This window comes from Pseudomonas lurida (assembly GCF_002563895.1).
Lineage (GTDB): Bacteria > Pseudomonadota > Gammaproteobacteria > Pseudomonadales > Pseudomonadaceae > Aquipseudomonas > Aquipseudomonas lurida.
In genome coordinates this window covers 6,031,623-6,044,615 of sequence record NZ_PDJB01000001.1, presented here as the reverse complement: position 1 = coordinate 6,044,615, position 12,993 = coordinate 6,031,623, and the positions used below count along the sequence as shown (strand labels likewise).

11 protein-coding genes are annotated in these 12,993 nt (G+C 61.1%); 5 read left to right on the top strand and 6 right to left on the bottom strand.

Annotation, left to right across the window (positions count from 1 at the left end; all coding sequences use genetic code 11):
* Positions 1 to 2: 2 nt before the first annotated feature.
* From lpoB to ATH90_RS27660, 3 genes are read right to left on the bottom strand one after another with little or no spacing between them, the layout of a single operon-like run.
* Positions 3 to 590, bottom strand: a complete 588-nt coding sequence (lpoB, locus tag ATH90_RS27670; RefSeq protein ID WP_098467561.1) for a penicillin-binding protein activator LpoB — start codon at positions 588 to 590, stop codon at positions 3 to 5.
* Between the two features lie 35 nt (positions 591 to 625).
* Positions 626 to 997: a YcfL family putative periplasmic lipoprotein gene (locus ATH90_RS27665; protein WP_034110196.1), complete on the bottom strand. Its 372-nt coding sequence runs from the start codon at positions 995 to 997 to the stop codon at positions 626 to 628.
* 10 nt (positions 998 to 1,007) lie between these two features.
* Positions 1,008 to 2,402 (bottom strand): COG3014 family protein, encoded by a 1,395-nt coding sequence (locus tag ATH90_RS27660; RefSeq protein WP_098467560.1) that lies wholly within the window; start codon positions 2,400 to 2,402, stop codon positions 1,008 to 1,010.
* 267 nt (positions 2,403 to 2,669) lie between these two features.
* Between ATH90_RS27660 and ATH90_RS27655 the strand changes: the two genes are divergently transcribed.
* Together ATH90_RS27655 and ATH90_RS27650 are read left to right on the top strand one after the other, a co-directional pair.
* Positions 2,670 to 4,565, top strand: coding sequence for an FTR1 family protein (locus tag ATH90_RS27655; protein ID WP_034110192.1), 1,896 nt, complete (start codon positions 2,670 to 2,672; stop codon positions 4,563 to 4,565).
* A 2-nt stretch (positions 4,566 to 4,567) separates the two neighbouring features.
* The gene (locus ATH90_RS27650; RefSeq protein ID WP_098467559.1) at positions 4,568 to 5,023 is read left to right on the top strand and encodes a YaiI/YqxD family protein; all 456 of its coding nucleotides are present in this window, start codon (positions 4,568 to 4,570) and stop codon (positions 5,021 to 5,023) included.
* Between the two features lie 104 nt (positions 5,024 to 5,127).
* On the opposite strand, the gene elbB is transcribed toward ATH90_RS27650, so the two are convergent.
* Positions 5,128 to 5,793, bottom strand: a complete 666-nt coding sequence (gene elbB, locus ATH90_RS27645; RefSeq protein ID WP_098467558.1) for an isoprenoid biosynthesis glyoxalase ElbB — start codon at positions 5,791 to 5,793, stop codon at positions 5,128 to 5,130.
* 116 nt (positions 5,794 to 5,909) lie between these two features.
* Here elbB and ATH90_RS27640 point away from each other — a divergent pair, with 116 nt between their 5' ends.
* Positions 5,910 to 7,145, top strand: coding sequence for a sterol desaturase family protein (locus ATH90_RS27640; protein ID WP_034110187.1), 1,236 nt, complete (start codon positions 5,910 to 5,912; stop codon positions 7,143 to 7,145).
* Here the strand turns inward: ATH90_RS27640 and ATH90_RS27635 are convergent.
* On the bottom strand, positions 7,126 to 7,761 hold the full coding sequence (locus ATH90_RS27635) for a DedA family protein (protein WP_098467557.1): 636 nt from the start codon (positions 7,759 to 7,761) through the stop codon (positions 7,126 to 7,128). The two genes, ATH90_RS27640 and ATH90_RS27635, sit on opposite strands and share 20 nt — an antisense overlap.
* A 207-nt stretch (positions 7,762 to 7,968) precedes the next feature.
* Here ATH90_RS27635 and hemB point away from each other — a divergent pair, with 207 nt between their 5' ends.
* Together hemB and ppk1 are read left to right on the top strand one after the other, a co-directional pair.
* The gene (gene hemB, locus ATH90_RS27630) at positions 7,969 to 8,982 is read left to right on the top strand and encodes a porphobilinogen synthase (RefSeq protein WP_034110183.1); all 1,014 of its coding nucleotides are present in this window, start codon (positions 7,969 to 7,971) and stop codon (positions 8,980 to 8,982) included.
* Between the two features lie 18 nt (positions 8,983 to 9,000).
* A complete protein-coding gene (gene ppk1 / locus ATH90_RS27625; RefSeq protein WP_034110181.1) occupies positions 9,001 to 11,223 on the top strand; it encodes a polyphosphate kinase 1 in 2,223 nt (740 codons plus the stop codon).
* Between the two features lie 60 nt (positions 11,224 to 11,283).
* On the opposite strand, the gene ppx is transcribed toward ppk1, so the two are convergent.
* Complete coding sequence (gene ppx, locus ATH90_RS27620; protein ID WP_069078533.1) at positions 11,284 to 12,786, bottom strand: exopolyphosphatase; 1,503 nt, start codon at positions 12,784 to 12,786, stop codon at positions 11,284 to 11,286.
* Positions 12,787 to 12,993 lie beyond the last annotated feature (207 nt).

The following is a 12,993-nucleotide window of genomic DNA, read 5'->3' as shown; positions in this document are numbered from 1 at the left end:
GTTTAGCGCTCCGTGGTCTTGCGGATTTCTTTTTCGTCCATCCATTCGGCAAGGCCGCTCTCGACGTCGATCAGCTGCAGGCTGAATTTGTAGAACACGTCCTTGTAGTCAGCGCTGCGCTTGACGATGGAGCTGATGGAGCCTTCCAGGCGGTATTTGGCGGCAACCATGTTGCCGGTCTTGCTGACGGTGGACTTCTTGTACAGCCCGCTCTGGTTCTGCAGCTTGAGCTGGTCGACCTGGCTCTGCATGTCAGTGTTGTCGCTGGCGAAGCGTGCGGTGCCGGTCTTCATCAGTTGGGTCTTGATCGACGTGGTGATTTCGCGGGTATCGATGTACTCGCTGGTCTTGTTCTTCACGTCGTACACCTGCACCACCGGACGGCCTTGCAGGATTCCGGACTGGGCCAGGGAGCGGGTCATGCTTTCGGCGATCATCTGCAGGTCGGTGGAACCGAACTCGTTAGTCACCAGTTCCACGGCCTTGGTATCGCCGTAGCTGATGTTTTTACCGCCCAGTACCGGGGACGTGTTGGCGCAGCCGCTGGCCAGGATGGCGACGGCGGCAAGGATCGAGAAGCGTGCAAACATTGGGAAATCTCTCAGCAGCAAAAAGGATGGACGGCTCAAGGGGTTTTCACTTCAAGACGGAAGTCCGCCGCCTGCGGCAAATTGGCAATCGCCGGCAGGAAGGTCGCCTGGTTGGCGTACAGGTTCAGCACCTTCCAGGTTTCTTCTTCGCCCACCGGGAAACCGTCTGCCCCTAGCCAGGCGAAGCGGTAATACATCATCTGGTTGCTGCTGGTGATGTTGCTCAACTGCACCTTGGCGGTGAGGAAGCCGTTCTCGCGGGCAACACGGATGGCGCCGACTGCAATGCCCTTGAACTTGCCCATGACCACGATTTTGCTCGCGGCGCTGCCGGGTTCCGGTGGCGGCGGGGTGGCGCAGCCGGCAAGCAGGACCAGCGCCAGGGCGCCGAGGATGAAATGACGCATAGCGTGCTCCTTAAGGTTGTTTGAGGGCGATGGCCTGGTTGACGGTACTTGGCACCACATGGGCGGCCAGGCCGCCAGCGAATACCTGGTTGCCGACGACGCGCAGGGTCACGACCTGGTAACGCTGATCGGCCTTGACTGTCACCAGCGTGCCGCCCAGGGCATTGGGCAGGCTGACTTGGTGCTCACCGTGCTTGAGGCGCAAGCGAGTCACCTGGGTCATGTCCGGCAGGGTGCGCCAGGTGCGGGTATCGGCACCTTCGGTGACGGCCGAGGCGATACCCAGCACCAGGCCCGCCATGGGGTTGGTCTTGTTCAGGTTGTTTTGCGCCACGCCACGGGTGACCGCACGCACCGTGGTACGCAGGATGATCCCCGGCATGTCGTCGCGCAGGGCGCGGCGGGACATCGCCGTGGTGCTGTTGAGTGCAGTGAGGTTCTGTTGCTGGCCGTCGACGCCGATCTGGGCGAAGGGCGCGGTGGAGGTGTCCGCCTTGATCACCGGGAACGACAGCGGGGTGATCACCAGGTTGCCATTGATCGGGATTGGCAGCGGCAGGCGAATCGAGTCACGGGCCGGTGCCAGGCCGCTCTGCACCACGATCAACACGTCGGTTTCATCGGCGCCGACCTTGGATTTGTCCAGGTCGAGCAGGGCCTTTTCCAGCAGCGGGGTGTTGGGGCGTAGCTCGGCGGCCTTGCGATACCCTGGCGCGGCCAGGTCTTTTTCGCCCAGGGCTTCGTAGACGAAACCCGCCAGGTAATGGCTGAACGCACTCTGGTAACTGTTTTTGAGGCCGACCACTTCCGGCGCGTCCAGGGTTTCCACTGGATAGCCGCGCAGGTCTTTCATCTGGGTGGTCACGCCTTCGCGCTGGGCTTCGTCCTCGCGCTTGAGGTATTCCTTGTCGCGCAGGTCGGCGATGACTGCTTCGCGTTCATGCGTCTTCTTGATTTCGGTGCGTGCACCGTCGAAGTCGTTAATGGCCAGCAGGTTCAGGGCCATCTGCGTTGTCAGCATGACCTTTTCGTAGTCATAGCCTTCGTAGCGACGCACCTTGTCGTTGGCGAGGAAACTGCCGAACTGGGCGAGGTACTTGGCGCTGTCGAACTTGACCGACTCCTCCCACTGGTAGACTTGCAGGTCGGCGCTGCGCCAGGCGGTCTGGCTACCGGTCAAATCACCCTTGGCACGCAGCAGCTCGCCCTTTTCGAAGAAATAGAGCAGGTCCTTGTCGTCGCCGGTGTTGTTCTTTTCCAGCAGGGTCAGGGCGGCGTCGACATTGCCGGTGGCCAATTGCTGATTGGTGGCTTGCAGCTCGTTGTCGTAGCTGCGGAACATCGAACAGCCGGACAACAACGTCACCGCCGCGAGCGCGAGCGAAGGTAAGGCGCGAAATGCCATGCAGACTTCTTCCCTGAAAGTATCAACCGATGTGGTCATTCCTCATAAAAACGAGGAACGAAATTCCCTTTCGCACTAACAGGGCGCGGCATTATAAGCACCATTAATGGCAAAACAATGGCTTTTTGCCTAGCAACCTCAACAAAAGCGCCACTAGTCCGCTTCTGAAACTGCCCTCCCGTGCAAACGCCCAATCACTTACGCCTTGAGTCAAATCCGTTAAGCCCTAACAATGTGTTACTTCGTATTTCCCTTTGAGATTCGTTCATGACTGCCCCCTTCCGTTTTCTCGCCTGGCTGATGTTGCCGGCGTTGATGTCGTGCAGCTTCAACCTGTTGGCCGCGACTGCCGAGGGCGCGCCACAAGCCCTGCATTTGCTGGACTACATTGGCGCTGACTATCCCGCGACGGTGGAGGCGGGCAAGGTTATCGATGAATCCGAATACCGCGAACAACTGGAATTTCTCGGGGTGTTGCAGGGCCTGGTGGCAGAACTGCCACAGCGGCCGGAGCGCGCGGCGTTGGTCAAAGGCGTCGACGAACTGTTAGCGGCGGTAACCGTCCATCAGGACGGCCCTACAGTCGCTCGCCAAGCCCGTCAATTGGGCGCGCAGTTGGCAGTGGCTTATGAAGTCAGCCAAGCTCCGGCGATCACCCCTGACCCAACGCGCGGAGCACCGCTCTACGCCCAGCATTGCTCGGTATGCCATGGCACTGCTGGCGCCGGTGACGGCCCGGCCAGCGTGGGTATGACGCCGCCGCCCGCCAACCTGCGGGATGCTGTGCGCCTGGATCGCCTGAGCCTCTACGCGATCTACAACACCCTCGGCCTGGGCGTCGAAGGCACCGACATGCCGTCCTTCACCGACCAGCTGGACGACCGCCAGCGCTGGGACCTGGCCACCTACATCGCCGGATTCACTGCCGACCCGGCCGCCGCGAACAGCGAGCAGCCGTTCAACCTCGCCGACCTGGCCCGCCAGACCCCCAACGAAGTGCTGGCCGCAAACGGCCCTGCGGCGGCTGCGACGTTTCGCGCGCAGCGTGCGCAACCGCCGCAGGTCAAGCGCGGCCCGGCGCAGTTGCTCGACTACACCGCCACCACGCTGGACAAGAGCCTGGCCGCGTTCCAGAAGGGTGACCACGAGCAGGCCTACGACCTGTCGGTGGCCGCGTACCTGGAAGGCTTCGAGCTGGTAGAAAGCTCCCTGGACAACGTCGACGCCAACGTGCGCAAGGACACCGAGAAAGCGCTGATGGCCTACCGGCAGTCATTGCAGGACGGTTTGCCGGTCGAGCAGGTGCAACAGCGCCTGGACGTGGCCAAGGGCAAGCTCACCGAATCTGCCGGCTTGCTGGGCAGCGACGGCCTGAGCTGGTCGTTGAGTTATATCTCTGGCTTGCTGATCCTGTTGCGTGAAGGCCTGGAAGCGATCCTGGTACTGGCCGCGATCCTCGCGTTCCTGCGTAACACCGGCCAGCAATCGGCGGTGCGCAGCGTCAACGTGGGTTGGGGCCTGGCGCTGCTGGCGGGTCTGGCGACCTGGGCACTGGCGGCCTATGTGATTGACGTAAGCGGCGCCCAGCGCGAACTGCTTGAGGGTTGCACGGCCCTGTTCGCCAGCGTGATGGTGCTGTGGCTTGGTGTGTGGATGCACGACCGACGCCACGCGGCCGCCTGGCAGGACTACATCAAGAGCAGCCTGGTGGGCGGCGGTGGGCGCTTCGGCTTTGCGATGCTGGCGTTCTTCTCGGTGTACCGCGAGCTGTTCGAAGTGATCCTGTTCTACGAAACCCTGTGGCTGCAAGCCGGCCCGGCCGGGCACAACGCGGTGTTGGCGGGTGGCGCCACGGCGCTGGTGCTGTTGGTGGCCCTGGCATGGGTGATCCTGCGCGGTTCGGCGAAGCTGCCGCTGGCGTTGTTCTTCGGTATCAACGCGGCATTGCTGTGTGCGCTCTCGGTGGTGTTTGCCGGGCATGGCGTGAAGGCGTTGCAGGAAGCTGGCATCTTCGGCACACGCCCGGTGGCATTCTTTGACTTCGACTGGCTGGGCATCCACGCCGATGCGTACTCGTTGAGTGCGCAGGCGTTGGCGATCCTGGCGATTGTGGTGCTGTATGGCCGCAGCCGCTTGGCCGAGAAGCGCCGGGTGGTCGCATAAGTATGCGGGTGTGGATCGATGCAGACGCCTGCCCGCGCGCAGCCAAGGACCAAGTGGTGAAGTTTGCCCTCAAGCGCCAGTTCGAGGTGGTATTGGTGGCCGGGCAGAGCCAGATCAAGCCGAGCTTTGCCTGTGTGAAGCTGATCGTGGTGCCCAGCGGCCCGGATGCGGCCGATGACTACCTGGTAGAGCACGCCGTGCCCGGTGAACTGGTGATCTGCAGCGATGTGCCCCTGGCCGATCGTTTGGTGAAGAAGGGCGTCACGGCGCTCGATCCGCGGGGCAAAGAGTTCAGCCCCGCGAACATGAGCGAACGCCTGGCGGTGCGTAACCTGTTCACTGACCTGCGTGAGCAAGGCCAGATGGGCGGTGGCCCGCCGCCTCACGGGGAGAAGGAGAAGCAGGCGTTTGCCAATGCGTTGGACCGCATTCTCACGCGGTTGATGAAGGCTGTGTAGGAGCGAGCTTGCTCGCGAAGCGCCTGAGAACACCGCGTTCTTGCTGCGTGCTCGCGTTTTCGTTGACGTTTTTCGCGAGCAAGCTCGCTCCTACACGGAGGGCATCAGTCGTTCTCGTGGGTCAATTCCAGCACTCGGTCCACCAGCTTATTGATCCCCGAAGCGACCTCACTGATGTTCTTGCCGAGCATATACGCCGGCGTGGTCACCAGCTTGCGCGCCTTGTCTTCGACGATATCTTCCACCGCACATTCCTGGTGAGTGGCGCCCATCTTGTCCAGTGCGGCGGCGGTCTCGGCACAGTTGCCGATGGTGCAGGTCACGCCCGGGCCGTAGATCTTTGCCGCGAGGGCAGGGGAGATGCAGATCAGCCCTACAGGCTTGCCCGCTTCGGCAAAGGCCTCGGCCAGCTCCAGAACCTGCGGGTTGACGCTGCAGCCGGCGCCTTCCACGGCAAAGTTGGAGAGGTTTTTCGCCGCGCCAAACCCGCCTGGCACGATCAGCGCATCGAACTCCTCGGCGTTGGCCTCGCGCAGGTCTTTCACGTTGCCCCGGGCGATCCGGGCCGACTCCACCAGCACATTGCGCGACTCGGGCATCTCTTCGCCGGTGAGGTGGTTGATCACATGCAATTGCGCGATATCCGGGGCAAAACATTGGACGTGAGCGCCACGCTGGTCCAGGCGCAGCAAGGTGATCACGCTTTCGTGGATCTCTGCGCCGTCATATACGCCACAGCCGGAAAGGATCACTGCAATCTTTTTGCTCATGGGCATTTCTCCTGGGTTCTTGGCGTTAAATGTCTACTAATTTGTCATCTGTTGCCAATGGGATCTCGCACGGCTCCACCTAATCTTGATGTAACAAAAACAGACCGGACCAGACCATGGACTTCGTGCCTTACGCGGTACCGTTTTTCATCGCCTTGATCGTCGTGGAGCTGCTTGCCGACCGCTGGCGCGGCGAGCGCAACTACCGGGTCGCCGATGCCATCAACAGCCTCAGCACCGGTGTGCTATCGACGACCACGGGGTTGCTGACCAAGGGCGTGGGGCTCTTGACCTACGCGTTCGCCCTCGAGCATCTCGCACTCATCGAACTGCCTGCCCAGAGTGTCTGGACGTGGGTGTTCGCCTTTGTGTTCTATGACTTCTGCTACTACTGGCTGCACCGCATGGGCCACGAACGCAACATCCTCTGGGCCGCGCACTCGGTGCATCACCAGAGCGAGGACTACAACCTCAGCACCGCCCTGCGCCAGACCAGCACCGGCTTCCTGCTCAGCTGGATCTTCTACCTGCCCCTGGCGGTGCTGGGCGTGCCACTGGTGGTGTTTATCAGCGTGGCCTCGCTCAATTTGCTGTATCAATTCTGGGTGCACACCCGTCACGTGCCGAAGCTCGGCTGGTATGAGTGGTTTTTCGTCACGCCGTCCAACCATCGGGCCCACCATGCACAGAACGCTCTCTACATGGATCGCAACTACGGCGGGGTGTTCATTCTTTGGGACCGGCTGTTCGGCACCTTCCAGGAGGAGGACGATAATGAGCCGGTGATTTTTGGCGTCACCACGCCGTTGGCCAGTTGGAACCCGCTATGGGCGAACCTGCAGTTCTATGCACAACTGTGGAGTGACGCGCGGCGCACCGAGAGCCGGTGGGACAAGCTGCGCATCTGGTTCATGCGCACCGGCTGGCGCCCGGCAGATGTGAAGGCCAAGTACCCCCTGGCGAAACACGACTTGAGCCAGTTCCGCAAATTCGAAGTGCCGTTGGATGTGCGCCAGCAGGTCTACATCGCACTGCAATTCGCGGCGTATGTGGGTTTTGGCAGCTATTTGATGAATTTCGGCGAAAATTTGCCCTTGCCGGCGCTGATCCTGGGGTGGAGCGCCATGGCGCTGGGGCTGTTTACGCTGGGCGTGGCCTTGGAGAACCGGCCATGGGCATTGAAGGCCGAACTCTTGAGGCTGGTGCTGAATGTACCGCTGGTATGGCTGGCGCCATTGGTCGGGTTATGGCCGGCCAGCAACCTGGGCTGGCTGGGCCTGCTGAGTTACAGCCTGCTCAGCGTGATTGGCCTCTACTGCTGCAGAAGCCAGGTTACTCGACTGGTGTCTTAGGGGCTTCGACCCGGGCGGGCTCGGCGGTAAGCCGAGCCTTGGCTTCGGCGCAGGCTTCACGGGCGATGCGCGCATTCTTGAAGCGGCGGCGCAGCCAGAGGCCGAAGCCCAGTACCAGCAATGCACCCAATACCCACAGCTCGTATTTCTTGACGCTGCCGAGCATGCCTTCCAGCACGGCGCCGAAGTGATACGCCGCCGCGCCCAAGGCGGCAGCCCAGATCGCGGCACCAATGCCATTGAGGATCAGGTAGCGCATCGGTGGGTAACCGGACAAGCCGATCGCCACCGGCATGACAGTGCGCAGCCCATACACGAAGCGGAAGCTCAGTACCCAGATATCTGGGTGCTTGCGAATGTGTTCCAGGGCCTTGTCGCCCATCAATTGCCAGCGTGGCTTGCGCGCCAACAGCTTGCGACCGTGTTTTCGGCCCATGTAATACCAAAGCTGATCGCCGGCGTAGCTGCCGAAAAACGCAACCACGACCACCAGGTTGATATCCATGTAGCCACGGAACGCCAGGAAGCCTGCGAGCACCAAGATGGTCTCGCCTTCAAAGAAGGTGCCTAGGAACAGGGCAAAGTAGCCGAAGTCATGCAGAAATTGTTGAAGCATGGTCTGGGTGCTGGCGAAATGAACGCGCAGCCTACGCCTTCACGAAGATTCATGAAAGTATCGAGATGTGTCACGAAGTGAACAATTCCCACCAAAATGACGAATGCGACTACAGGTCGCATCGGTAAGCACAACTGTCATACCTTCGTCATAATGGCCGCTTATAACTGCAACGCTCGCCCGTAAACCCGGGCTCAGGAGTCTGTCGTGAGCTTTACCCCTGCCAATCGCCTGTTCCCCGCCACCCGTCTGCGTCGCAATCGCCGTGATGATTTTTCTCGCCGCCTGGTGCGTGAACACGTGCTGACGACGAACGATCTGATCCTGCCGGTGTTTGTGCTGGACGGTGAAAATCGTCGGGAAGCGGTGGCTTCGATGCCGGGTGTGGAGCGCTTGACCATTGATCTGCTGCTTGAAGAAGCCGCAGGATGGGTCGAGCTGGGGATTCCGGCATTGGCGTTGTTCCCGGTCACGCCTTCTGAACTCAAGTCCCTGGATGCTGCCGAAGCCTGGAACCCGCAAGGGATTGCACAGCGCGCTACCCGTGCCTTGCGCGAGCGGTTCCCTGAGCTTGGGGTGATTACCGATGTGGCGTTGGACCCGTTCACCACCCATGGGCAGGATGGCATTCTTGACGAAGACGGCTATGTTCAAAACGACATCACCGTCGACGCGCTGGTCAAGCAAGCCTTGTCCCACGCTGCCGCGGGTGCCCAGGTGGTTGCGCCGTCGGACATGATGGATGGCCGTATCCAGGCGATCCGCGAAGCCCTTGAGCTGGCCGGCCACGTGAACGTGCGGATCATGGCCTACTCGGCCAAGTACGCCAGCGCCTATTACGGCCCGTTTCGCGATGCGGTGGGCTCCGCGCTCAACCTGGGCAAGGCCAACAAGGCCTCGTACCAGATGGACCCGGCCAACAGCCATGAAGCCCTGCACGAAGTGGCGGCCGACCTGGCCGAAGGCGCCGACATGGTGATGGTCAAGCCGGGGATGCCTTACCTGGACATCCTTTATCGGGTCAAAGACGAATTCAAAGTGCCGACTTTCGTTTATCAGGTCAGCGGCGAATACGCGATGCACATGGCTGCAATACAGAATGGATGGCTGGGTGAAGGGGTGATCCTAGAATCCCTGACAGCCTTTAAACGCGCCGGGGCCGATGGCATCCTGACCTACTTCGCCGCCCGCGCTGCACAATTGCTTAGAGAGCAACAATAGCCCTCACAGGAACACTCGATGAATACCGAAGGACTCACAGAAGTTGCCGTAAAAGACGCTCACCCGGTGGTTGAACAAGTCACCGAGACCCCGCCGGAGCACGAGCCCGCTGCGCCTGTGGTGGTGGCCGAGCCGCCCGTGCCTGCCCCGGTGGTCGCCGTGACCAACCTGGATGACAGCAGCCTGTACATCCACCGTGAACTGTCACAATTGCAATTCAACATTCGTGTGCTGGAACAGGCGCTGGATGAGTCCTACCCGCTGTTGGAGCGGCTGAAATTCCTGCTGATCTTCTCCAGCAACCTGGACGAGTTTTTCGAAATCCGTGTCGCCGGCCTCAAGAAGCAGATCACCTTCGCCCGCGAGCAAGCCGGCGCCGATGGCCTGCAGCCGCACCAGGCACTGGCGCGCATCAGCGAGCTGGTACACGGTCATGTGGATCGCCAGTACGCGATCCTCAACGATATCCTGCTGCCGGAACTGGAAAAACATCAGGTCCGCTTCATCCGTCGCCGTCACTGGACCACCAAGATCAAGACCTGGGTGCGCCGCTACTTCCGCGACGAGATCGCACCGATCATCACCCCGATCGGCCTCGACCCGACGCACCCGTTCCCCTTGCTGGTGAACAAGAGCCTCAACTTCATCGTCGAGCTGGAAGGTATCGACGCCTTCGGTCGCGATTCCGGCCTGGCGATCATCCCTGCCCCGCGTCTGTTGCCACGGATCATCAAGGTACCGGAAGAGGTGGGGGGGGCTGGCGATAACTATGTATTCCTGTCGTCGATGATCCATGCGCACGCCGATGACCTGTTCCAGGGCATGAAGGTAAAAGGCTGCTACCAGTTCCGCCTGACCCGTAACGCTGACCTGGCGCTGGACTCCGAAGACGTCGAAGACTTGGCCCGCGCCCTGCGTGGCGAGTTGTTCTCGCGGCGCTACGGTGATGCGGTGCGCCTGGAAGTGGCCGACACCTGCCCCAAACACCTGTCGGACTACTTGCTCAAGCAGTTCAACCTGAGCGAGACCGAGTTGTACCAGGTCAATGGCCCGGTGAACCTGACGCGCCTGTTCAGCATCACCGGCCTGGACAGCCACCCGGAGCTGCAATACACGCCGTTCACCCCGCAGATCCCGAAACTGCTGCAGAACAGCGAGAACATTTTCAGTGTGGTGAGCAAGCAGGACATCCTGCTGTTGCACCCGTTCGAGTCCTTCACTCCGGTGGTCGACCTGCTGCGCCAGGCCGCCAAGGACCCGCATGTCTTGGCCGTACGCCAGACCCTGTATCGCTCCGGCGCCAACTCGGAAATCGTCGACGCACTGGTCGACGCCGCGCGTAACGGCAAAGAGGTCACCGCGGTGATCGAGTTGCGTGCACGGTTCGACGAAGAGTCCAACTTGCAACTGGCCAGCCGCCTGCAAGCGGCGGGCGCGGTGGTGATCTATGGCGTGGTCGGCTTCAAGACCCACGCCAAGATGATGCTGATCCTGCGCCGCGAAGCCGGTGAAATCGTGCGTTACGCCCACTTGGGCACCGGTAACTACCACGCCGGCAATGCCAAGCTCTACACCGACTACAGCCTGCTGACCTCCGACGATGCCTTGTGTGAAGACGTTGGCAAGTTGTTCAGCCAGCTGATCGGCATGGGCAAGACGTTGCGCATGAAGAAGCTATTGCACGCGCCGTTCACGCTCAAGAAGGGCATGCTCGACATGATTGCCCGCGAGACCCAGTTCGCCCTCGACGGCAAGCCGGCGCACATCATCGCCAAGTTCAACTCGCTGACCGATCCGAAGATCATCCGCGCCCTGTACAAGGCCAGCCAGTCTGGCGTGCGTATCGACCTGGTGGTGCGTGGCATGTGCTGCCTGCGTCCTGGCATCGTCGGGGTGTCGCACAACATTCATGTGCGCTCGATCATCGGCCGCTTCCTGGAGCACACGCGGGTGTTCTACTTCCTCAACGGCGGCGAAGAGCAGATGTTCCTCTCCAGTGCCGACTGGATGGAGCGCAACCTCGATAAGCGTGTAGAGACGTGCTTCCCGGTCGAAGGCAAGAAGCTGATCATGCGGGTGAAGAAGGAGCTGGAAAGCTACCTGACCGACAACACCCACAGCTGGAGCCTGCAGTCGGACGGCCGTTATGTGCGCAACACGCCGACCGGTAACCAGAACCCGCGCAGTGCACAGGCGACGTTGCTGGAGAAGTTGGGCAGCCCGATTCTCACCGTGAACTAAAAAAATGTGGGAGGGGGCAAGCCCCTCCCACATTTGTTTTGTCGTGTTCTTTGCGTTGGATCAGCGCAGGTTCAGACTGAACCCCACCCGCGTCAGCCACTCGGCTTCCTGGCCAAAATCCGCCTGGGTCAGTTGGTTCTCATCCAGCCAGCCTTTCGGGAACACCACATCCAGGCTGTCGCCGTTGGCGCGCAGGGTCACCTGGGGCATTTCCTGGGTGCCACGAATGTGGTGGAACAGGATCGCAAAGCGCAGCAGCACGCACAGGCGAATCAGCTTGATGCCGTCGTCACCGAACTCAGCGAACTTGTCCTTGGGGATGTTGCGGCGATGGCCGCGCACCAGCAGGGCGAGCATTTGCTGGTCTTCCCGGGAGAAACCTGCCAGGTCCGAGTGTTCGATCAGGTAGGCGCCGTGCTTGTGGTAATGATAGTGGGCGATATCCAGGCCCACTTCATGCACCTTGGCAGCCCAGCCCAGGAGTTCGCGCCATACGCCGTCTTCCAGGTCCCAGTCCTCGGCCACCTGGTCGAAGGCGTGCAGGGCCTTGCGCTCCACGCGGGCTGCTTGCTCCAGGTCGACGTGGTAACGCTCCATCAGCGAGGTCAGCGTGCGCTCACGCACGTCCTCGTGGTGATGACGGCCCAACAGGTCGTAGAGCACGCCTTCACGCAGGGCGCCGTCACAGTGGTCCATGCGCTGCAGTTCGAGGGCGTCGAAGATCGCTTCGAGAATCGCCAGGCCCGCCGGGAAGATCGTGCGACGATCAGGCTTGATGCCGTCGAAGTCGATTTTCTCGGCGTCCCCCAGCTTGAAGAGTTTGCGCTTGAGCCACGCCAGGCCTTCGGCGTTGACCTCGCCAGTGCCGTGGCCCCCGGCTTTGAGGGCCAGGCCAATGGCGCGGATGGTGCCAGACGAACCGATGGCCTCATCCCAGGTCAGGCGGTGCAGGGCGTGCTCGATGCTCATGATCTCCAGCCGCGCCGCCGTGTAGGCCTGGGCATAGCGTGCCGGGGTGATCTTGCCATCCTTGAAATAGCGTTGGGTGTAGCTGACGCAGCCCATCTGCAGGCTTTCGCGCAGCAGCGGCTCGAAGCGCTGGCCAATGATGAATTCGGTACTGCCGCCGCCAATGTCGGCGACCAGGCGTTTGCCAGGCGTGTCGGCCAGGGTGTGGGACACGCCGAGGTAGATCAAGCGTGCTTCTTCACGGCCGGAGATGACTTCGACCGGGTGCCCGAGGATCTCCTCGGCGCGGCGGATGAATTCACCACGGTTGCGCGCCTCGCGCAGGGCGTTCGTTCCAACGATTCGCACGGCGCCCAGGGGCATGCCGTTGATCAGTTGGGCAAACCGTTTCAGGCAATCGAGCCCGCGCTGCATGGATTCTTCATTGAGCTGGCGCTCGTCGTCGATACCGGCAGCCAGCTGCACTTTTTCCCCGAGTCGCTCAAGGATGCGGATCTCACCGTTCTGGGCCTTGGCCACGACCATGTGAAAGCTGTTGGAGCCCAGGTCGATGGCGGCGATCAGGGACAGATTCTTGGGCTGGGATTGCGGCATGGTTAAGGGTTCTCGGTCGATAACCTGACCATCGTGCCACGATCGACCGCTGGAGCCAACGCGTAGTGCTTCGGGAATTTTTCTGAGGCTATCTGTAGGGCTATATCGTGGGAAATGCAGCCTGTCTTTCCTCGCGCTTGTTGAAGTTGTCGGCAGCCATGTAGGAAGTTTTAACTTTAGATGGTCATAAGGCAAATTATGATTTTG